Annotated in this window: 20 protein-coding genes; 12 read left to right on the top strand and 8 right to left on the bottom strand. The window is 67.6% G+C overall.

All coding sequences use genetic code 11. The annotated features are described in order from the left end of the window. The first annotated feature begins 45 nt into the window (after nt 1–45). Entirely contained in the window at nt 46–768 is a 723-nt protein-coding gene (locus C458_RS04655) for a diphthine--ammonia ligase (protein ID WP_008573628.1), read from the top strand. 41 nt (nt 769–809) lie between these two features. Here C458_RS04655 and C458_RS04650 read toward each other — a convergent pair whose 3' ends face one another. Beyond that, entirely contained in the window at nt 810–1,778 is a 969-nt protein-coding gene (locus C458_RS04650) for a sugar phosphate nucleotidyltransferase (RefSeq protein WP_008573625.1), read from the bottom strand. A gap of 114 nt (nt 1,779–1,892) precedes the next feature. Between C458_RS04650 and C458_RS04645 the strand changes: the two genes are divergently transcribed. Then, on the top strand, nt 1,893–2,192 hold the full coding sequence (locus C458_RS04645; RefSeq protein WP_008573623.1) for a transcriptional regulator: 300 nt from the start codon (nt 1,893–1,895) through the stop codon (nt 2,190–2,192). Between the two features lie 45 nt (nt 2,193–2,237). Here the strand turns inward: C458_RS04645 and C458_RS04640 are convergent, their stop codons facing one another. The 4 genes from C458_RS04640 to C458_RS04625 form a co-directional block, all read right to left on the bottom strand. Then, a complete protein-coding gene (locus tag C458_RS04640; protein WP_008573622.1) occupies nt 2,238–2,912 on the bottom strand; it encodes a type 1 glutamine amidotransferase domain-containing protein in 675 nt (224 codons plus the stop codon). A 106-nt stretch (nt 2,913–3,018) separates the two neighbouring features. After that, on the bottom strand, nt 3,019–3,585 hold the full coding sequence (gene hpt / locus C458_RS04635) for a hypoxanthine/guanine phosphoribosyltransferase (RefSeq protein WP_004043866.1): 567 nt from the start codon (nt 3,583–3,585) through the stop codon (nt 3,019–3,021). 158 nt (nt 3,586–3,743) lie between these two features. After that, the gene (locus C458_RS04630; RefSeq protein WP_008573621.1) at nt 3,744–4,145 is read right to left on the bottom strand and encodes a hypothetical protein; all 402 of its coding nucleotides are present in this window, start codon (nt 4,143–4,145) and stop codon (nt 3,744–3,746) included. Between the two features lie 254 nt (nt 4,146–4,399). Beyond that, complete coding sequence (locus tag C458_RS04625; protein WP_008573620.1) at nt 4,400–4,738, bottom strand: winged helix-turn-helix domain-containing protein; 339 nt, start codon at nt 4,736–4,738, stop codon at nt 4,400–4,402. Nucleotides 4,739–5,214: 476 nt separating this feature from the next. On the opposite strand from C458_RS04625, the gene mbhE reads away from it, so the two are divergent. Genes mbhE through mnhG form a run of 7 tightly spaced genes read left to right on the top strand, consistent with a single transcriptional unit; the run spans nt 5,215 to nt 11,426 of the window. Beyond that, on the top strand, nt 5,215–7,620 hold the full coding sequence (mbhE, locus tag C458_RS04615; RefSeq protein WP_008573619.1) for a hydrogen gas-evolving membrane-bound hydrogenase subunit E: 2,406 nt from the start codon (nt 5,215–5,217) through the stop codon (nt 7,618–7,620). Then, a complete protein-coding gene (locus C458_RS04610; RefSeq protein ID WP_008573618.1) occupies nt 7,617–8,090 on the top strand; it encodes an MnhB domain-containing protein in 474 nt (157 codons plus the stop codon). Before mbhE ends, C458_RS04610 begins: the two co-directional genes overlap by 4 nt. Further along, nucleotides 8,087–8,428, top strand: a complete 342-nt coding sequence (locus C458_RS04605; RefSeq protein ID WP_004043872.1) for a sodium:proton antiporter — start codon at nt 8,087–8,089, stop codon at nt 8,426–8,428. The genes C458_RS04610 and C458_RS04605 overlap by 4 nt, the downstream gene beginning before the upstream one ends. Further along, nucleotides 8,425–10,122: a Na+/H+ antiporter subunit D gene (locus C458_RS04600; protein WP_008573617.1), complete on the top strand. Its 1,698-nt coding sequence runs from the start codon at nt 8,425–8,427 to the stop codon at nt 10,120–10,122. Before C458_RS04605 ends, C458_RS04600 begins: the two co-directional genes overlap by 4 nt. Beyond that, complete coding sequence (locus C458_RS04595) at nt 10,122–10,724, top strand: Na+/H+ antiporter subunit E (RefSeq protein WP_008573616.1); 603 nt, start codon at nt 10,122–10,124, stop codon at nt 10,722–10,724. Before C458_RS04600 ends, C458_RS04595 begins: the two co-directional genes overlap by 1 nt. After that, on the top strand, nt 10,717–11,010 hold the full coding sequence (locus tag C458_RS04590; protein ID WP_004970953.1) for a monovalent cation/H+ antiporter complex subunit F: 294 nt from the start codon (nt 10,717–10,719) through the stop codon (nt 11,008–11,010). The genes C458_RS04595 and C458_RS04590 overlap by 8 nt, the downstream gene beginning before the upstream one ends. Continuing rightward, nucleotides 11,007–11,426 carry a monovalent cation/H(+) antiporter subunit G gene (gene mnhG / locus C458_RS04585; protein WP_008573615.1) on the top strand — a complete coding sequence of 140 codons (420 nt, stop codon included), beginning with the start codon at nt 11,007–11,009 and terminating at the stop codon, nt 11,424–11,426. The genes C458_RS04590 and mnhG overlap by 4 nt, the downstream gene beginning before the upstream one ends. Nucleotides 11,427–11,441: 15 nt before the next feature. Here the strand turns inward: mnhG and coaBC are convergent, their stop codons facing one another. From coaBC to C458_RS04570, 3 genes are all read right to left on the bottom strand, one after another. Further along, entirely contained in the window at nt 11,442–12,602 is a 1,161-nt protein-coding gene (gene coaBC / locus C458_RS04580) for a bifunctional phosphopantothenoylcysteine decarboxylase/phosphopantothenate--cysteine ligase CoaBC (protein ID WP_008573614.1), read from the bottom strand. A 96-nt stretch (nt 12,603–12,698) separates the two neighbouring features. Then, entirely contained in the window at nt 12,699–13,478 is a 780-nt protein-coding gene (locus tag C458_RS04575; RefSeq protein WP_008573612.1) for an FAD-dependent oxidoreductase, read from the bottom strand. An 80-nt stretch (nt 13,479–13,558) separates the two neighbouring features. Beyond that, nucleotides 13,559–14,518 (bottom strand): hypothetical protein, encoded by a 960-nt coding sequence (locus tag C458_RS04570; RefSeq protein WP_008573611.1) that lies wholly within the window; start codon nt 14,516–14,518, stop codon nt 13,559–13,561. Nucleotides 14,519–14,636: 118 nt separating this feature from the next. Here C458_RS04570 and C458_RS04565 point away from each other — a divergent pair, with 118 nt between their 5' ends. From C458_RS04565 to C458_RS04555, 3 genes are all read left to right on the top strand, one after another. After that, nucleotides 14,637–15,173, top strand: a complete 537-nt coding sequence (locus C458_RS04565) for a type II toxin-antitoxin system RatA family toxin (protein WP_008573609.1) — start codon at nt 14,637–14,639, stop codon at nt 15,171–15,173. Nucleotides 15,174–15,258: 85 nt separating this feature from the next. Further along, on the top strand, nt 15,259–16,596 hold the full coding sequence (gene trkA, locus C458_RS04560; protein WP_008573608.1) for a Trk system potassium transporter TrkA: 1,338 nt from the start codon (nt 15,259–15,261) through the stop codon (nt 16,594–16,596). Nucleotides 16,597–16,728: 132 nt separating this feature from the next. Next, nucleotides 16,729–18,333 carry a TrkH family potassium uptake protein gene (locus tag C458_RS04555; RefSeq protein ID WP_049897030.1) on the top strand — a complete coding sequence of 535 codons (1,605 nt, stop codon included), beginning with the start codon at nt 16,729–16,731 and terminating at the stop codon, nt 18,331–18,333. Nucleotides 18,334–18,336: the final 3 nt, after the last annotated feature.

The following is an 18,336-nucleotide window of genomic DNA, read 5'->3' as shown; positions in this document are numbered from 1 at the left end:
CGTGCACACCGTAGCGCCTAACTCCTCCAATACGCTATCGCCTCCATGACATCCGAGTGGGTCAGTCTCTTTTCCGGCGGCAAGGACTCCTCGTGGGCGCTCTACCGCGCGCTCGAAGAGGGGTTGAACGTCACCCGCCTCCTGACCGTCCACCCCAGCGACGACTCGTACATGTACCACGTCCCGGCGACCGACCTCGCCGCGCTCGCCGCCGAGAGCACCGGCATCGAACTCGTCGAGGTCCATCCCGGCGATCTCGAAGCGACCGCCGCCGCCGACTCCGGCGCGCAGGGCGACGCCGAGCTCGAACCCCTCGAAGCCGCGCTGTCGGACCTCCAAGCCGAGATGGACCTCGCGGGCGTCACCGCCGGAGCCATCGAAAGCGAGTTCCAGACCGACCGGATTCAGGCGATGTGCGACCGCCTCGACATCGACCTGTTCGCCCCGCTGTGGCAGGAAAACCCCCGCGAACTCGGCGACGCCATGCTCGAGGCGGGCTTCGAAATCACCATCATCCAGGTCGCGGCTCACGGCCTCGACGAGTCGTGGCTCGGCCGGACGCTCGACGCCGACGCGCTCGACGAACTGGAGGCGCTCAACGACCGGTACGGCGTCCACATCCTCGGCGAAGGCGGCGAGTTCGAGACGCTCGTCACCGACGGGCCGCACATGGACCGCCCCATCGAACTGGAGTACGAGACGGAGTGGGAGGGGACCCACGGCCGCCTCCGCATCACCGACGCGTTCCTCGGGGAAGAATCAGGATAAGAACTCGCGGCCGGGTTGCGGGTTCGGCCCGCGGGACCGCGCTACTGGCCGTTCGTCAACCGCGAGTGCGCCCCGATGAGGGCGTTCGAGAGGTCGAGGCTCTCGATGTGTGTCTCCTCGTCGACGATGGAGTTCTTGAGCTCCGCGTTTCGGATGACCGCGCCGGGGAACACCACGGACTCTTCGAGGACGGAGTCTTCGACCACCGCGTCGGCCATCACGTGGACGTTGGTGCCGACCTCGGTGTTCGTGAGCGTCGCCGACTCGTGGATGAAGTTCTCGCCGCCGAGGTACCACGCCACGGCGTCGAGGTAGCTCTGGGGCGTTCCGATGTCGAACCACGCCTCGTCGAACGTGTAGGCGAACAGGTCGCCCGTCTGTTGGAGCCACTGCATGAACCAGCCGGGCTCGTCGGGGTTGTTGTCGCCGGAGAGATACTCGTCGAACTTGGGCAGGTCGTCCGCCGGGATGGCGTAGCAGGCGATGGAGACGAGCGTGCTCTTGGGGTCCTCGGGCTTCTCCTGGAAGTTGATGACGCGGTCGCCGTCGAGTTCGACGAGGCCGTAGGCCTTCGCGCGCTCCTTGTCGCCCACGTCGTAGGCGGCGAGACACGGCGCGTTCTTCTCGTAGAAGAAGTCCACGAAGTCGCCCACGTCGAAGCTGATGAGGTTGTCGCCCGCGATGACGACGAGGTCCTCGTCGACCTCCTCGCGGTCGATGAGTTGGGCGAGCGCGCCGACGACGCCGAACTTCTCGTCTTCTTCGCTCGTGTCTTCGACCGACAGCGTCGGCTTGTCGAACGGCGACTCGTCGATGTACTCCTCGAACGCGCCGGCGAAGCGCTCGTTCGTGCTCACGAACACTTCCGAGACCCGGTCGTCGGCCTCCAGGTCTTCGAAGATGGTGTCGATGACCGTCTGGTCACCGACGGGTAAGAACATCTTGGGTCGGTGTTTGGTAATCGGCCACAGACGCGTCGCGTACCCACCGGCAAGGACGACTGCCTTCATACACGCCAAATCCCGCCACGTTGACAAGGCCTTTTTGCATCCTCTCTATATTGCTGACATCTCTCGCCCGGCGGCGGCGCAAGGGATTTTCCCTTCGGCCCCCAACCCGGCGATATGACAGCCCGGGAGTCCGACACGACGGCCCGCCAGCGCATCACCGACGCCCTCCGCGACGACCCCGCGACGGCCTCCGAACTCTCGGCGAGCGTCGGCGTCTCGGTGTCGTCGGTGTACGGCCACCTCCAGCACGTCGCCCGAACGGTCCACGGAGCGGACGGCGAGCAGTTCCTCGTCGCGCCGCCGGAGTGCAAACACTGCGGCTTCACCGCCTTCGACGACCCCGTGAACTACCCCTCGCGGTGTCCGGAGTGCCGAAGCGAGGGCATCGAAGAAGCCGTGTTCAAAATCGAGTAGTCGAGTCGCGCCACGGCGTGACCGAGGCGGCGAGACGTTCGCGGCTTACAGTTCGTCCAACAGCGTCTGGGCCGCCGCCGCCGAGGAACCGGGGCCGCGCGCGGTGATGAGGTCGCCGTCCACGGTGACGCTGGTGTCGCTGTCGAGTTCGGCGTCCCAGACGCCGCCGGCGGCCTTCACCTCGTCTTCGACCCAGTACGGGAGCTTCCGGCCGTCGGGCATCAGGTCGTCGTCGTCGACGATACCCTCTTCCCACTCGTTGGGGAAGCCGGTGACCTCGCGCCCCTCGACGAGGAACGAGCCGTCGGCCTCGCGGGTGAACCCGAGGATGCCGACCGCGTGGCAGACGACGAGCGCCTTCGAGTCGTCGCCGGCGACCGCCTGCAAGAGCGCCTGTCGGGCGTGTCGGTCCTGATTGATGTCCCACGCGGTCCCGTGACCGCCGGGGAACACCACGGCGTCGTACGCGTCGGCGTCGACCTGTGCAATCGGCTTCGGGTTCTGGAGTCGCTCGTCGTTTTCGTGGACCTCGACGACGCGCTCTGCGAGTTCCTCGCCGACCTCCTCGGGGTCGACAGAGCGCTCGTCGACGACCGGGACGCCGCCCGTCGGCGTCGCAACGGTTACGTCCACGCCGGCGTCGGTCAGAGTCGTGAGCGGCTCGATGCATTCCTCTCCCCAGTAGCCGTCTTCGCTGACGATGAAAAGCGCCGATGTCATCGCTCCCGAGTACGGCCCGGGCACAAAAAGGCCCCGCGGAGGCGGAAATCCGCGGGCGAAGGTGGCGCGGCTCTGACTCTGACACCGCGGCCGTGTCGGTGTCGGGTCAGTCGTCGCCGTGCTCGTCGACGATGACGACCTCGCCGTCTTCGACGGTCACGTTGATGAGCGTCTTGACGTGGTGGTCCGAGTCGTCGAGTTCGTTCGGGCCGGCCTTCTTGATGATGGCGACGGTGTCGACGACGTCCGCGCCGATGTGGTCGAGCGCGTCGAGGACGGCCTTCATCGTGCCGCCGGTCGACAGCACGTCGTCGAGGACGAGCACGCGGTCGCCCTCGTTGACGTCGTTGATGAACATGTCGCCCTCGGAGTAGCCCGTCTGCTGGTGGAGCGACACCTCGCCGTCGAGACCGTACTCGCGCTTGCGGATGACGACGAGCGGGATGTCCGTCATCAGCGAGACGGCCGTCGAGATATGGATGCCCATCGCCGCCGGCGTGACGATTTTGTCGACGTTTTCGAGGTTCGCCTTGCGGATGATTTTGATGACGATTTCGCGGAGGAGCCCCGGTTCCAGCATCGGAACACCGTCGCTGATCGGGTGGACGAAGTACTCGTAATCTCCTTTTTCGATGATCGGCGCGTCGAGAAGGGACTGCCGCAACTGGTCCATGGCGCTCGTTCCGCCGGTCGGGCATAAAATGTGGCGGTTCGAAGGCTCTCGGACACGCCGACCCACGCCGTGCGGTATCGCGTCTCGCGGTCGAACGCAGTCGAGCGCAACCGCTCACGGCCGTGTTCGCGACTCGGGGCGCGGGGCTCCGAGGGCGGTTACATCCCGCCGAGAAGCTGTGACGCGGTCTTCACCAGCGGCTCGACGCTCTCGTCGGGTTCGACGAAAAGCAACATCCCGCGGCCGCCGCAGTAGACCTGTAACACGCCGTAGCCGTCGCGTTCCTCGAAGCGGTACTCGACGCTGTTTTGCACCGGGCTCAGCCCGGAAAACAGCCCGCGTTCCATGAACTCGCGCCGAGTCTCCTCGGCGAGCGAACTCAGGTGCGCCACGAGCTCGTCGCGACTCCGAAAGTCCTCACGGACGGTCTCGCCGACGTGGAACAGGTCGAACGCCGTCGCACCGTAGACGGCGACCAGCGAGACTGCCCCCTTCGCAGTCTCCCGGAGCGCCTCCATCGCGACCTCGCTATCGGGTCCCGGTCCGTTGACGGATGCCATCCGTGACGGGTCGATTATCATTCGTTTCCCCCCTTGCCCTGACGCCGCGCGTCTCCCTGCCCGGAGCGCGCGCCTGGACGTATCATGAATCTCAGATAGTCAGTTGTTGCTATAAATGTGGAGGTGGAATTTCGCGCGTTGAAAAACAGCGCGCTACGCGGGGTATGAAGGCTGTTTTCGGCCACCTACGGCGAGCGTGTTCCGACGCGACACCGGATATCGTGAGGAACCATGATTGATTCGACCCCACGTCGTCAGTTGTTCTCTGACTCGACTTGACCGCCCGATACCGGGGGTGTCGAGCGGGGTTCGGTCCGGAATCCCTCGTCCGAAAGGGAGACGACCGCCTCGTCGAAGTCGCACTCGTAGCGTCGGCAGTGGGTTCCGTCGTCGCGAACCTCGGTCGTCGAGGTGACGAGGCCGCACTCGCACAGTCGGTCGAGCCGTCGGTACACGGTCGGAAGCGAGAGGTCGAGCGTCTCACCGAGTTCCTTCGCGGTGCGAGAGTCGCGGCGGAGCGTCACGAGCAGCGCCCGGGACTCGGTGTCTCCAAGTATATCGAGAAGTTCGTCGCTCGACACGCGTCCGTCCATCCTGATGAAAGCCTCCGAATGAGCGTACAAAGTAGTTGCGCCCCTGCGACCGTGACCGCCTTCGGTGCGAACGGGCGGGGTGAGAGAGGGCCGAACCGGGGACTCCGCGACTATGACAAACGATGCTGCTTACGTAACACCTCGCGTGCGGACGAAGACGGTTGACAACGGGACCGCCTCCCTCGCGAACGACGCGGTGGGGTCGCGCGCGGTCGCCGGTGAGAGGACCGCCGCGACGCGTGAGCACAGCGCCGGCCGAGTCGCGCGGACGAATCCCGCCGGCGCGACAAATATTCTCGAACGGACGAATGTACTCTGAGACGTAGTATGGTCGGCTGAGGATATAAATTTCGCCCTCCAGAGAAAATCATGAAAATCAGAAAAACGTAGAAGAAATCGACCGACCGTCAGATTTCGACGCCGAACAGCCAACGGGTTTGACAACACCTAAGTCGGCGGTCCCCGCAATTTCCCCCGTGCAACCCACACCGGAAGTCGTCCTCGCGGTCGTCTTCTTGCCGTTTCTCGCCGCGGCGTTCACCCCGGTAGTCTACCGGCTCCTGGGCGAGCGCACGGCGTACTTCGCGGCCGCCGTCGCGTTGGTCACGCTCGGCCTCGTGACGGACCTGTATCTCGCGGGGGCGCACGGAACCGTGTCGCTCGACTGGATTCCCTCGCTCGGAATCTCGCTGGCGTTTCACGTCGACGGGTTGGCGCTTCTCATCGCCTTCCTCGCCAGCGGCGTCGGCGTGCTCATCCTCACGTACTCCGGAGGATACATGCACGGCGAACCGGGCCAGGCGAAATACTACGCGACTCTGTTGGCGTTCATGGGCTCGATGCTCGGCGTCGCCCTCGCGGGCGACCTCGTCGCCCTGTTCGTCTTCTGGGAGCTGACGAGCCTCTCGTCGTTCATCCTCATCGGCCACTACACCGGGGAGAAGGCCTCCCAGTACGCCGCCCGGAAGTCGATGCTCATCACCGTCTCCGGCGGCCTGTTCATGCTGGTCGGCTTCCTGCTTCTCGTCTGGGCGTCCGGCCAGACGGGAGCCATCGAGGGAACGACGTACAGCATCCCGGTTTTGGTCGAACACGCGGGCGCGATTCGCGAGGTCCTGACGGCCTCCGGCCTGCTCGTCCCCGTGCTCGTCCTCGTCGGCCTCGGTGCGGCGACGAAGTCCGCACAGGTCCCGTTCCACGTCTGGCTTCCCAACGCGATGGAGGCACCGACGCCGGTCTCGGCGTTCCTCCACTCCGCGACGATGGTCAAAGCCGGCGTCTACCTCGTCGGCCGATTCCGCCCGCTTTTCCTCCCCGAGGACGCGGCGGTGCTCGGTGAATGGACGCTCATCTTCGCCGTGCTCGGCCTGTTGACGATGACCGTCGCGGCCATGCTCGCGGTGAGCGCGACCGACATCAAGGAACTGCTCGCGTACTCGACGGCCTCGCACCTCGGCCTCATCATCGCCGCCTTCGGCTTCGCTAACAGCTACGGCGCGGAGGCCGGCGCGTTCCACATCCTGAACCACGCGAGCTTCAAGGCCGCGCTGTTCATGGTCGCGGGCATCATCGCCCACGAGGCCGGAACCCGGAACATCGACCGCCTCGGCGGGCTCCGAAAACACCTGCCGGTGACGGCCGTCATCGCAGTCGTCGCGTCGCTGTCGATGGCCGGTTTCCCGCCGTTCAACGGCTTTTACTCGAAGGAACTGCTGTTCGAATCGACGTACTACGCCGCCGAACACATGGGCGGTGTCGCGTGGGTTTTCCCCGTCGTCGCGGTGTTCGGGAGCGTCTTCACGTTCCTCTACTCCATCAAGTTCGCCTCACTGTTCTTCGGCGACGAACCCGACGGGCTGGGTCACGTCCACCGCCCGCCCGCGGCGATGCTCGCCCCGCCGGCGATTCTCGGCGCGCTCGTCCTCGCCATCTCGGCCCAGCCGAACCTCTTTATCGAGGGGCTCATCGGCGACGTGTACGGCAGCGTCGTGCCCGGCGAGGCCCACTCCTTTTCGGTCCACTTCCCGACCGAACTCACCCCGTACGTGATTATGAGTCTCATCACCATCGTCGTCGGTGCGGCCGCCTTCCCGTTCTACGACCGCATCCACGACGCCATCAACGCGGCCCTGCGCGGCCCCGTTCGAGCGAACTGGTGGTACGATAACTTCGTCGAGGGGCTGACGACGACGAGCGTCGCCGTCACGCCGAAGATTCAGACCGGCCTCCTGCGCACCTACGCGACGTGGGGCCTCTTCGGCTTCGTCGCGCTCGCGCTCGGCGGCTACGCGGCCGCCGGCGTCTCGATGCCCGGCTTCAGCGAGCTCAGCGTCTCGATTCCCATCGTGCTCGTGTTGCTCGTCGCGCTCGTCGCCGCCTTCGCGGTCGACGTCGCGCCGTCGCACGTCGCCGGCGTCCTGACGTTGTCTATCGTCGGCTTCATGGTCGCCATCTTCTACATCCTCGCGGACGCGCCCGACCTCGCGTTGACCCAACTGGTCGTCGAGACACTCGTGTTGGTCATCTTCCTGCTCGTCTTGGACCGCCTGCCGGCGTTCTACGGCGACGCGCCGGACCGACTCGTCTCCGTCCGCGACGGTCTGCTGTCGCTGGCCGTCGGCGGCACGGTGTTCCTCACCGTGCTGCTGTCGACGGACGCCTCGCCCGACCCGCTCCTCCGGGAGTTCATCGTGGCACGGGCGGGCGTTCCGGCGGAACACGGGCCCTTTTTCGCGGACTACGGCGGCGGGTCGAACATCGTCAACGTCATCCTCGTCGACTTCCGTGGAATCGACACCATGGGCGAGATTTCGGTCGTCGTGATGGCGTCGATCGCCATCCTGACGCTGATTCGCATGCGAACGCGGGGTGAGACCCAATGAACGGCTCGTCCGGTCGGACGACCGTCATCTCGCGGACCGTCGCGCGCATCGTCGTCCCCATCATCCTGGTGACGGCCATCGCGCTGCTGTTCCGCGGGCACAACCTCCCCGGCGGCGGCTTCATCGGGGCCGTCCTCGCGGCCGCCGCCTTCGCGCTCGTCTACATCATCTTCGGGCTGGAGTTCATCCAGCGCGAGGTGCTCGCCATCAAACCCGACGGCTCGGAGCGACACCGACTCGTCGAGACCTACCGCTGGATGGCCTCCCTCGGCCTCGCAATCGCCGTGGCGTCCAGCCTCGCCCCGCTCGCGTTCGGCGCGCCGTTCCTGACGCAGGGCGTGCTCTTCTTGGAGCACCTGCCCCTCTACGGCGAACTCGAAGTCGCGAGCGCGTTCGCCTTCGACATCGGCGTCTTCTTCGCCGTCGTCGGCGGCCTGCTCACCATCGTCGCGGAGGTCGGTAACGAATGACCCAGTTCTTCCTCGCCGCCACGCTCGGCGTCCTGTTCAGCATCGGCACGTACCTCGTGCTCCGACGCGACGTGGTTCGCGTCGTCTGGGGTATCAGCATCATCAGCCAATCGGCCAACGTCTACCTCGTCACCATGGGCGGATTCGACGGCCTCGCGCCCATCCTCTCGGGCCACGGCGCGAGCGGGCCCGCGCCCTCGGACCCCATCGTGCAGGCGCTCGTCCTCACCGCCATCGTCATCGGCTTCGGGACGACCGCGCTCGCGCTCGTGTTGACCTACCGAGTGTACGAGGAACACGGCACAATCGACATGTACGAACTCGGAGGGAGCAGATGAGTACGCTCGTCATCGCACCGCTCCTCGTGGCGCTCGTGACGGCGATTCTGACGCTGCTCACGCGCCCGAGCGACATACTCCAACGGACGGTCAGCCTGCTCGGCGGCGTCGCCTACCTCGTCGCCGTCGCCGCCCTGTTCGACGCCGTGGTCCTGCCGCTCGGCGGCGAGTCGACCACGCTGGTCTATCAGGTGTCGAACTGGGCCGCGCCGTTCGGCATCACGCTCGTCGCCGACGCCCTGTCGGCGTTCCTGTTGGCGCTCACCGGCTTCGTGTCGCTCCTGACGCTCGGCTACTCGGTCGCGTCGGTCGGCTCGTTCGGCCAGCGCCTCAGCTACCACCCGCTGTTCCACTTCATGGTGGTCGGCGTCACCGGCTCGTTCCTCACCGGCGACATCTTCAACCTGTTCGTCTGGTTCGAGGTGATGCTCATGTCGAGCTACATCCTCGTGCTGTTTTACTCCGGTCGCGAGCACACCCGCGCGGCGCTCAACTACGTCGTGCTCAACCTCATCGGGAGCGCGGTGATGCTCGTCGCCATCGGCGGTCTATACAGCACGACCGGGACGCTCAACATGGCCGACATCGCCCGGCGACTGGCCGAACCCGCCGCCTACGACATCGAACTCCTGCCGACGCTCGGCCTGTCGGCGGTGCTGTTTTCGGTGTTCGCGCTGAAGGCCGGCCTCGCGCCCTTCCAGTTCTGGGTGCCCGCGGCCTACCGCGCCGCGCCGTCGCCGGTGACCGCGATGCTCGCCGGCGTCGTCAAGAAGGTCGGCGTCTACGCCATCGTTCGGCTCTACTTCACCATCTTCGCCGCGGCGTCTCTCGACATCGGCTTCCTCGGCATCACCGGGGAGTCGTTCCTCGGCTTCTTCGGCCCGGTCATGTTCGTCATGGCCGCGGTCAGCATCGTCCTCGGCGGCATCGGCGCGGTCGGCCGCGACGACGTGGACGGCATCCTCGCGTACTCCTCCATCAGTCAGGTGGGCTTTATCGTCCTCCCGCTGGCGGTGGCCGCCACCGCGCCGTCCGAGGCGGTTCGCGTGCTCGGCGTGACCGCCGCGCTGGTCTACGCGTTCAACCACGGTCTCGCCAAGAGCCTGCTGTTCCTCGCGAGCGGCACGCTCAAAGACGTCGTCGGCAGCGACCGCCTGTCCGACCTCGGCGGCCTCGCCGACAGAGCGCCGGTGCTCGCAGCGGGCTTCCTGCTCGGCGCGCTGACGCTCATCGGCGTCCCGCCGCTGTCGGGCTTCTTCGGGAAGTATCTCGTCTTCCAGGCGGCCGCGGAGTCGTTCGCCGCGGGCGGGGCCGGCGCGGGACTCGCGCTCGCCGTCGCGCTCGCCGGCGCTATCTTGACTATCGCCTACTACACCCGCGCGTGGAACGCGGTGTTCTGGGGTCGCCCGAGCGACCTCGTCGACGCCGCGCTCCCCGAGCGCTGGTCGGTCGGCTCCGGCGACGTGGCGATGACCGACGGCGGCGACGACGGCCTCGAACGGCTCGAACTCACCACGCAGGTGGCCGTCGTCGTCGCGCTCGCCGTCGCCGCCATCGGCTTCGGTATCGGATTCGAGGCGCTGTTCGGCGCGGCCGACGCCGCGGCCCGCGCCGCCGTCGACACGAACGGCTACGTCGATGCCGTGCTGCACGGTCCGGGCGTCGGCTTCGAATCCGGCGGGGGTGGCCACTGATGAGCCGCCGCTGGCCGGTTTCGGGGCTCGTCATGGCCGTCCTCTGGCTGTTCGTCCGCGGCGTCGAACTGACGCCGCAGCGCCTGCTGGAGGAGTTCATCATCGGCCTCGGCGTCGGGATGGGTATCGCCTTCTTCTTCCGGCGGTTCTACGGCGACGAAGCGCCGGTCGCGCGGAGCCTCCGCGTCGCGCCCTACGCGGCGCTGTACCTCGCGACGTTCCTCTGGGAACTCCTCACGGCCAACGTCGACGTGGCGGTGCGGACGCTGTCGCCGTCGATGCCCATCGACCCCGCCGTGGTCGAGGTGCCGCTCCGCGTGCGGACGCCGCTCGCCATCACGACTATCGCGAACAGTATCACCCTCACTCCGGGGACGCTGACCATGGACTACGACGACGAAACCAACTCGCTGTACGTGCACAGCATCGACGGGAGCGACCCCGACGGCATCCTCGAACCCATCCGCCGCTGGGAGGACTACGCGCTCGTCATCTTCGACGAAGAACTGAAACCGGGCGACCCCGCGCCGCAAGTCGAGGGGAGCCCCGCGGACGGCGGCGACGCGCCCGCCGCCGCGACGGGAGGTGAGCAACATGGCTGAGCCCGCGTACCTCGCGTGGATGGACACAGTGCTGTTCGCCGGCCTCGCGCTCGCCGCGGGGCTGACGCTCCTCGTGAGTTACCGCGTCATCCGCGGGCCGACGGTCCCCGACCGCGTCGTCGCGCTCGACACCATCGGAACGAACGTCGTCGCCATCGCGGCGCTGTACGCCATCTGGAGCCAACAGGGCTACTTCGTCGGCGTCAGTCTCGTGCTCGCCATCATCGGCTTCATCAGCACGATTACCGTGGCTCGGTACGTCACGGAGGGGGACATCATCGAATGACCGCCGCAGAGACCGCAGCTGCCGCGACGACGGTCGGACCCGTCCGCGCGGCGCTCGTCATCCTCCTGACGCTCGTGGGGAGTTTCTTCCTCGTCGTCGGGACCATCGGCCTGCTCCGGTTCCCCAACGTCTACAACCGGATGCACGCCACCTCGAAGGCGACCACGCTGGGGGCGGCGTCCATCGCGCTCGCCGCGACGGTGTACTACCTGCCCCACGGCGACGGACTGATGGCGCTCGTCACGGTGTTGTTCCTGTTCCTCACCGCGCCGACGGGTGCGCACATGATTTCGCAGGCCGCCCAGCGCATGGGCGTCCCGTTCCTCGACGGGGTCACGTGGCCCAAGCAGGTCGCGTCGGCCGACGCCGACGGCGCGGACGGCGCCGACGCCGACGCCGCAGGCGGCGACGACTGACGACCCACCGAGGGCCTATTTTTCCAACTCGGTCGCCAGTTCGGCAGCGACGCGAGCGCCCAGTCCGTCTTTCGACCCGACGTACTCGCTCGTCTCGTCGGCGCGGACGACGAGCGCGCGGGTCTCGGATTCGCCCATCACGGAGGCGTCGTTGGCGACGACGAAGGCGAGGCCGACGCGGTCCATGATGCGGCGGGCCTCGCCGGTCATCGCCTCGTCGTCGCCGGTCGTCTCGGCCTTGAAGCCGACGATGGGGAGGTCCGGGTGCGACTCGCGGACGGCGTCGATGAGCTTCGGCGCGGGTTCGAGGTCGAGCGTGCGCGCCTCGCCGGAGCGAATCTTCCGGTCGGCCGCCTCGACGGTGAAATCCGAGATGGCGGCCGCGGAGACGAGCGCGTCGGCGTCGGCGTCGACCGCGGCCTCGACGGCCTCCAGCATCTCGGCGGCCGACTCGACGGCGAGCACGTCGGCGTAGTGCGCGTCGTCGCCGTCGTGGACGAGCGTCACGTCCGCGCCGCGAACCGCGAGCGCGCGGGCGACGGCGCGGCCCGTGCGACCGGAGGCGCGGTTCGAGAGAGTGCGGATGGGGTCGATAGACTCGGTCGTCGCGCCGGCGGTGACGACGACCGACTTCCCGGCGAGCGTCTGGTCGGTCGTCGCTTTGGCCACGCCGGTGACGATGGCCTCCTCGGTGGCGAGTTTCGCCTTCCCCTCCTCGATGCGCGGGTCGACGAACTCGACGCCCCACGACCGCACCCGCTCGATGGCGTCGAGGACGCCGGGGTGGTCGTACATGGGTTCGTGCATCGCGGGCGCGACGACGACCGGAACGCCCGCGCCGAGGGCGGTGGTCGCGGTGGTCGTCACCGGAGAGTCGTCGATGGCGGCGGCTATCTTGCCGACCGTGTTGGCCGTCGCGGGCGCGACGAGGAACACATCGGCCCAGCCGTCGCGGCCGCAGAGGTCGACGTGTTCGACGCGGCCGGTGATTTCGGTTACCACGTCGTTGTCGGTGGCGAACTCGACCGCCCACGGGTGGATGATTCCCGTCGCGGCGTCGGTCATCACCGCGCGGACCGACGCGCCCCGGCGGCGGAGTTCGTGCGCCAACTCGACGACTTTCACGGCCGCGATACTCCCCGTCACCCCGAGCGCGACGTTCACACCTTCGAGCATTCACTCGTCTCTGCGCCCGCGACCCGCTAAAAGGATTCGCGTCCGCGGGCGGCCGCGGGGCCGACGGGCGGTCCGCCCGCGGCGCGGTCGGGTCGGTTACTCGTCGAGCCGCCCGAGTTCGTCGTCGACGAGGCTCGGGTGGGTGCGCTGGGGCTCGTCGTGCGGTTCGGCAAAGAACTCGCGCATGACCTCGCGGGACTCGCGCTCGCGGCGGGCGCGCTCGTCGGCGTCTATCTCCTCGCAGGCCGGCGGTACCTCGCGGCCGCGGTCGGTGAAGTAGCCGGTCGGCGCGACCCAGTCGTTGTAGAACGCCGTCCCCGAGTCGTGGACGAGCGTGATGGCCGTCTCCGCGGCGTCGCCGGCGGCGACGACCGCCTGATGGTAACTCTCGGTCAGCCGACCCGCGGCGTAGATGCCGGGCACGTCGGTCCGGCCGAGGTCGTCCACGCCGACGTAGGTTTTCGACCCGGCGGCCCGGAGGTCGACGCCCGTGTCTTCGAGATACGAGGCGTCGGACCACGAGGCCGCGACGACTCGGGACGCCTCGATGGTCTCTTCGCCGTCGTCGGTCTCGACGGTCGCCCGGAACAGCGGGTCCTCGTCGTCACCGAGTACGTCGATGTCGGTCACGCGGCCGGTCAGTCGGCCCGCGCCGTTACGGTCGGCCTGCTCGGAGAGGAGGTCGGTAAACAGCCGGCTGTTGACGCCCGCCGGGAAGCCGGGGACGTTTTCGAGGTGGGCGTTCCGGCGAACGATTGGCTCGCCGTCGTTGACGACGAGGGTGTCGAGGTCGGCGCGCGCGAGGAACGTCGCGGCGGTGAGGCCGGCGACGCCGCCGCCGACGACGAGTGCGTCTCGTGGAGTCGTCTGGCTCATGTCGTGCGATAGCTCAGCGGCGAGTAAAACCGTACGGATGTCGCTGAACGCTGCCGAGTTCCGCCCGGAGGCGGTTCGGGCTACCGACCCAGCGACGCGCTCGGGTCGTTGAGCCAGCGGTTCTCGATTGCCTCGACGCTGACGAGGCCCGCCGAGCCGGGTGCGTGCCCCGCTCCGTTCTTCGGTGACATTCGGAGCCGGAGCCGCCAGCGCCCGTCAGACAGCGCCTCGCCGTCGAGAAAGCGCACGGTTCGCTCCGGCGTCCGCCGGACGAGAGCCACGGCGAGCGGCAGCGTCGGAATCCGGCCGGTCCGCTCCGCGAGCGCGTAGTCACCGAAGGTGAGCTCCCACGTCCGGGAGCTGTCGTCGCCGTCGGTCCGTGCGTCGGTTCGGGCGTCGGCACCGGCAGTTCCAGTCGCCTCGGCGTCGGGTATCGGCCGCACCGAGTATCCTTCGACGAAGCCGACCGTTTCGAGGTGTCGGAGCGTCGCCTCCACGGGGTTCGGCGTCGGGGTCGGACAGAACAGCCCGGCCGCCGCCTCGACGACCGCCCGCTGTTCGGCGGCCGAGAGGCGAACGTCCAGTTCGCTCATCAGGCTCCACACCAGCGTGAGACAGAAGTCGTCGCGGTCGTCGACGACCTCGGCCAGCGTGAGGTACGTCTCCATCGCGGCGGTCTCGGCCTCCCGATAACCGAGTTCCGACAGCGCCTCGAACAGCGCGCCCGCGGTGTCGTGGCAGAACGCGCTGTATCGGGCGTACTCGTCCGCAGACGCCTCGGCGGCCCGCGGCGGTCCCTCGGCCACCTCGTACACGAGCGGGTCGTCGTACGGGCTGTTCGGGTCGTAGCGCCGGAGCGCCGCCCGGTAGTCCCGCGTCAGTTCCGCGGCCTCGCCGGCGGCGCGCCGGTCCGGAAACCGCTGTCCTGCGGCGGCTCCGGGCGGCGAACCCGTGCGGCCGCACACAACTGCGTAGTCGCCGTCGGAACACGCCAGAGACCGAATCTCGGCTCTGATGTCCCGAAGCGTCCCCCCCACCATCTCGGCTGTATGTCGAGACACCGACCGATTATAGGTTGCGATTGCGAGGGCGTCCGCGCCGCGCGAGCGAGCGACACGGCCCACAAGGCTTTGGTCCCGCCGACCCCATTCGACGCTCGTGGACGAGATAGCCGTCAGCACCGTCGTCTACCTGCCGCCCGAGGAGATATACGAGTTCCTCGTTGATTTCCCGCGGTACGCCGACTACTCGAAGCACCTGCGGGACGTTCGGCAGTCGGGCGACGGGTCACCGGGCACGCGGTACGCCCTGTACTTTTCGTGGTGGAAGCTCACCTACACCGCCGAGTCGAAGGTAACCGAGGTCACCCCGCCGACGCGAATCGACTGGACCATCACCAAGGACGTACACGCCGTCGGCCGCTGGCGAGTCGAGGAACTCGACGACCTGCCGGCCGAGGCCCCGTCGGACGCCGACGCCGCCTGCCGCGTCTTCTTCGAGGTCGAGTACGACCCCGACAGCGTCTCCGCCGGCGATATCGACCTCCCGCGGTTCGTCTCGCTGGGGTGGGTCATCGACAAGCTCCGGCCGGTGCTCCAGAAGGAGGCGGAGCGAATCGTCGAACGCATCGTCGCTGACATCGAGGGGCGACCGCGGCGCGTGGAACTGACGGTACACTCGAAACCGGGGTCGTGAGCGACGGTGGCCCGGGGATTCCAGAAGGGAAATGCACATACGCGCCCGCGGTCCAACACAGGGGTATGACAGGGGCTGGTCTCTGGTGCGCGTGATAATCATCGGTGCCGGACAGGTCGGGTCGTCCATCGCGGCCGACCTCGACGAGACCCACGAGGTCGTCGTCATCGACTGCGACCCCGAGCGCGTCGACGAACTGAACTACTCGCTCGACGTGCTGGCGCTCCACGGCGACGGAACCTCAGTGGACACGCTCGAAGAGGCCGACGTGGAGCGCGCCGACATGGTCATCGCCTCGACCGACGACGACGAGACGAACATCGTCGCCTGCGCGACCGCCAAGGCCATCTCGAACGCGTTCACAATCGCCCGCGTCAAGAACACGGAGTACCTCCGGACGTGGCAGCGCTCCGAGAAGGCGTTCGGCATCGACTTCATGGTCTGTACGAACCTGCTCGCCGCGGAGTCCATCGTCCGCGTCGTCGGCCTCCCCGCCGCCCGCGACGTGGACCCCTTCGCGGGCGGACAGGTCCAGATGGCCGAGTTCGAAGTCGACGAGGAGAGCCCCGTCGCAAACCAGACGGTGAGCGAGGCCGACCGCTTCGACTCCTTGACCTTCGCGGCCATCCTCCGCGACGGCGAAGTGACGATTCCGCGCGGCGACTCCGTCATCGGCCCCGGCGACCGCGTCGTCGTCATCGGCAGTCCCAAGAGCGTCCAGGGGTTCGCAAGCTCCGTCTCGCCGGACGAACCGCCGGGCACCGCGGAGGAGGTCGTCATCGTCGGCGGGAGCGAAATCGGCTACCACGTCGCCCGCCTGCTCGAAGAACGCGGCTTCAAGCCCAGACTCATCGAGCACGACGCGGAGCGCGCCCGCGACCTCGCGGAGATGCTCCCCGGAACCATCGTCATGGAGAGCGACGCGACCGACGTGGACTTCCTCGAACGCGAGTACATCGGTGACGCCGACCTGCTCGTGTCGGCGCTCGACTCCGACGAGAAAAACCTGCTCGTGTCGCTTCTCGCTGCCCGACTCGGCGTCGAGCGCACCGTCGCCGTCATCGACACGACGCCGTACGTGGACTTGTTCGAGGCCGTCGGCGTCGACGTGGGCGTCAGCCCCCGCGAGGTCGTCGCAGAAGAGATAACGCGGTTCACCCGCGAGGGCGGCGCGGAGAACGTCGCGCTCATCGAGTCCGACAAGGCTGAGGTGCTCGAAATCGAGGTGGACGCCGAGAGCGTCCTCGCGGGCAAGCCGATTCGGGAGTCGGTCGCGACGCTCCCCGAGGGCGTCGTCATCGGCGCGATAACCCGCCGCCGCGAGTTCATCACCCCCCGCGGCGACACCGTCATCGAACCCGGCGACCACGTCGTCGTCTTCGTCGATAGCTGCGTCATCGACGACGTGACGCCCAATCTGTAAGCCGGCCCGTCGCCGCCACCCCCGTCGCCGCCGACCCACGGGTGCGCCGAATCCCCACCGCGTCACGGTGTCGCGTCCCCGACTACGAACCCGAACACGGAAGAACCCGGCGCTCGGTACGTTAGTCCACGGATGAAATTGCGGGTCGATTACAGAGCCAGCCTGCGTCTCGTGGGGACCGTCCTGAAGTATCTCGCGGTCCCTCTTTGTTTCCCGTTCGTGGTCGCGCTGTACTACGGCGAGTCGGTGCTCCCGTTCGTCGTCACGATGGCCGTCACGGTCCTCGTCGGCGCGGCGCTCGAACGACTCGCCGACGAGCCCGATATTGGTACCCGCGAGGGCTTTCTGATGGTCGCGTTGACGTGGTTAGCGGTCACCATCGTCGGCGCGATACCGTTTCTCATCGAGGCCCACGGCATTCCCTTCGTCGCGTCGCCCATCCACCCCGAATCGACCCTCGGCAACCCGGTGAACGCGCTGTTCGAGACGATGAGCGGCTTCACCACGACCGGGGCGACGGTGCTCGGCGACATCTCGTTCGACTCCCACACCCGCGGCATCATGATGTGGCGGCAGCTCACCCAGTGGCTCGGCGGGATGGGTATCGTCGTCCTCGCGGTCGCCATCCTCCCCGAACTCTCCGTCGGCGGCGCACAGCTGATGGACGCGGAAGCGCCCGGCCCCGGCATCGAGAAGCTCACCCCCCGCATCGCCGAGACGGCCCGCGCGCTCTGGGGCGCGTACCTCGGCCTCACCGTCCTCGAAATCGTCCTCCTCTACGGACTCAACGTCACCGGCCACGCCCCGAACATGGACGTGTACAACGCCATCGCCCACGGGTTGACGACGATGCCGACCGGCGGGTTCTCGCCGGAGGCCCGCAGCATCGAGGCGTTTTCGGCGGCCGCGCAGTGGGTCGTGATTCCCTTCATGGTCGCCGCCGGGACCAACTTCGCGCTGTTTTGGCACGTCCTCACGGGCGACCCGAAGCGGCTGTTCCGCGACACCGAGTTCAAGTCCTACCTCGGCGTCATCGGCGTCGTCTCGGCCATCCTCGCGGGAATCCTGTTCCTCGGTGACGGGCTGATGTCCGTCGCGCCCGCGGGCGAGACCTACGACCAACTCTACCTCGAAGGCATCCGCACGGCCATCATCGGCAACGTCGAGCCCGCGGTTCGCCAGTCGGTGTTTCAGGTCGTCTCCATCGTCACGACGACCGGCTACGCCAGCATCGACTTCAACGCGTGGAGCGCGCCGGCGCAGTACGTCCTGCTGTTCGCGATGTTCATCGGCGGCTCCGGGGGGTCGACCGGCGGCGCGGTGAAAATCGTCCGCTGGTACGTCATCGTGAAATCGCTCCGCCGGGAGCTGTTCACGACGGCCCACCCCGAGGCGGTTCGCCCCGTCAGGCTCGCCGGCCGCGCGGTCGACGAGCGGGCCATCCGCGGCATCTACGCCTTCACGCTCCTGTATCTCGTGCTGTTTTTCGTCTCGACCGGCCTGCTCCACCTCGATGCAGCGCGCATCGGCTTCGACGTGAGCATCCTCGAAACCATGAGCGCCGTCGCCGCGACCCTCGGGAACGTCGGGCCGGGCTTCGGCGTCGTCGGCCCGATGGGGAGCTATCTCGACTTCTCCAACGGCTCGAAGCTGTACATGGTGCTTCTCATGTGGGTCGGCAGGCTGGAGATTCTGCCCGTGTTGGTCATCTTCACGCCGGAGTACTGGCGGCGATAGCGC

The organism is Haloferax sp. ATCC BAA-644 (assembly GCF_000336975.1).
Classification (GTDB): domain Archaea; phylum Halobacteriota; class Halobacteria; order Halobacteriales; family Haloferacaceae; genus Haloferax; species Haloferax volcanii.
Note: the sequence above shows the minus strand (reverse complement) of the source record. Positions and strands in the feature narration are given on the sequence as shown.

Bases quoted from the DNA above. Each gene is read 5' to 3' on its own strand.
- C458_RS04655 (WP_008573628.1), top strand. From the start codon at position 46: ATGACATCCGAGTGGGTCAGTCTCTTTTCCGGCGGCAAGGACTCCTCG.
- C458_RS04650 (WP_008573625.1), bottom strand. From the start codon at position 1,778: ATGAAGGCAGTCGTCCTTGCCGGTGGGTACGCGACGCGTCTGTGGCCG.
- C458_RS04645 (WP_008573623.1), top strand. From the start codon at position 1,893: ATGACAGCCCGGGAGTCCGACACGACGGCCCGCCAGCGCATCACCGAC.
- C458_RS04640 (WP_008573622.1), bottom strand. From the start codon at position 2,912: ATGACATCGGCGCTTTTCATCGTCAGCGAAGACGGCTACTGGGGAGAG.
- hpt (WP_004043866.1), bottom strand. From the start codon at position 3,585: ATGGACCAGTTGCGGCAGTCCCTTCTCGACGCGCCGATCATCGAAAAA.
- C458_RS04630 (WP_008573621.1), bottom strand. From the start codon at position 4,145: ATGGCATCCGTCAACGGACCGGGACCCGATAGCGAGGTCGCGATGGAG.
- C458_RS04625 (WP_008573620.1), bottom strand. From the start codon at position 4,738: ATGGACGGACGCGTGTCGAGCGACGAACTTCTCGATATACTTGGAGAC.
- C458_RS04610 (WP_008573618.1), top strand. From the start codon at position 7,617: ATGAACGGCTCGTCCGGTCGGACGACCGTCATCTCGCGGACCGTCGCG.
- C458_RS04605 (WP_004043872.1), top strand. From the start codon at position 8,087: ATGACCCAGTTCTTCCTCGCCGCCACGCTCGGCGTCCTGTTCAGCATC.
- C458_RS04600 (WP_008573617.1), top strand. From the start codon at position 8,425: ATGAGTACGCTCGTCATCGCACCGCTCCTCGTGGCGCTCGTGACGGCG.
- C458_RS04595 (WP_008573616.1), top strand. From the start codon at position 10,122: ATGAGCCGCCGCTGGCCGGTTTCGGGGCTCGTCATGGCCGTCCTCTGG.
- C458_RS04590 (WP_004970953.1), top strand. From the start codon at position 10,717: ATGGCTGAGCCCGCGTACCTCGCGTGGATGGACACAGTGCTGTTCGCC.
- mnhG (WP_008573615.1), top strand. From the start codon at position 11,007: ATGACCGCCGCAGAGACCGCAGCTGCCGCGACGACGGTCGGACCCGTC.
- coaBC (WP_008573614.1), bottom strand. From the start codon at position 12,602: ATGCTCGAAGGTGTGAACGTCGCGCTCGGGGTGACGGGGAGTATCGCG.
- C458_RS04575 (WP_008573612.1), bottom strand. From the start codon at position 13,478: ATGAGCCAGACGACTCCACGAGACGCACTCGTCGTCGGCGGCGGCGTC.
- C458_RS04570 (WP_008573611.1), bottom strand. From the start codon at position 14,518: ATGGTGGGGGGGACGCTTCGGGACATCAGAGCCGAGATTCGGTCTCTG.
- C458_RS04555 (WP_049897030.1), top strand. From the start codon at position 16,729: ATGAAATTGCGGGTCGATTACAGAGCCAGCCTGCGTCTCGTGGGGACC.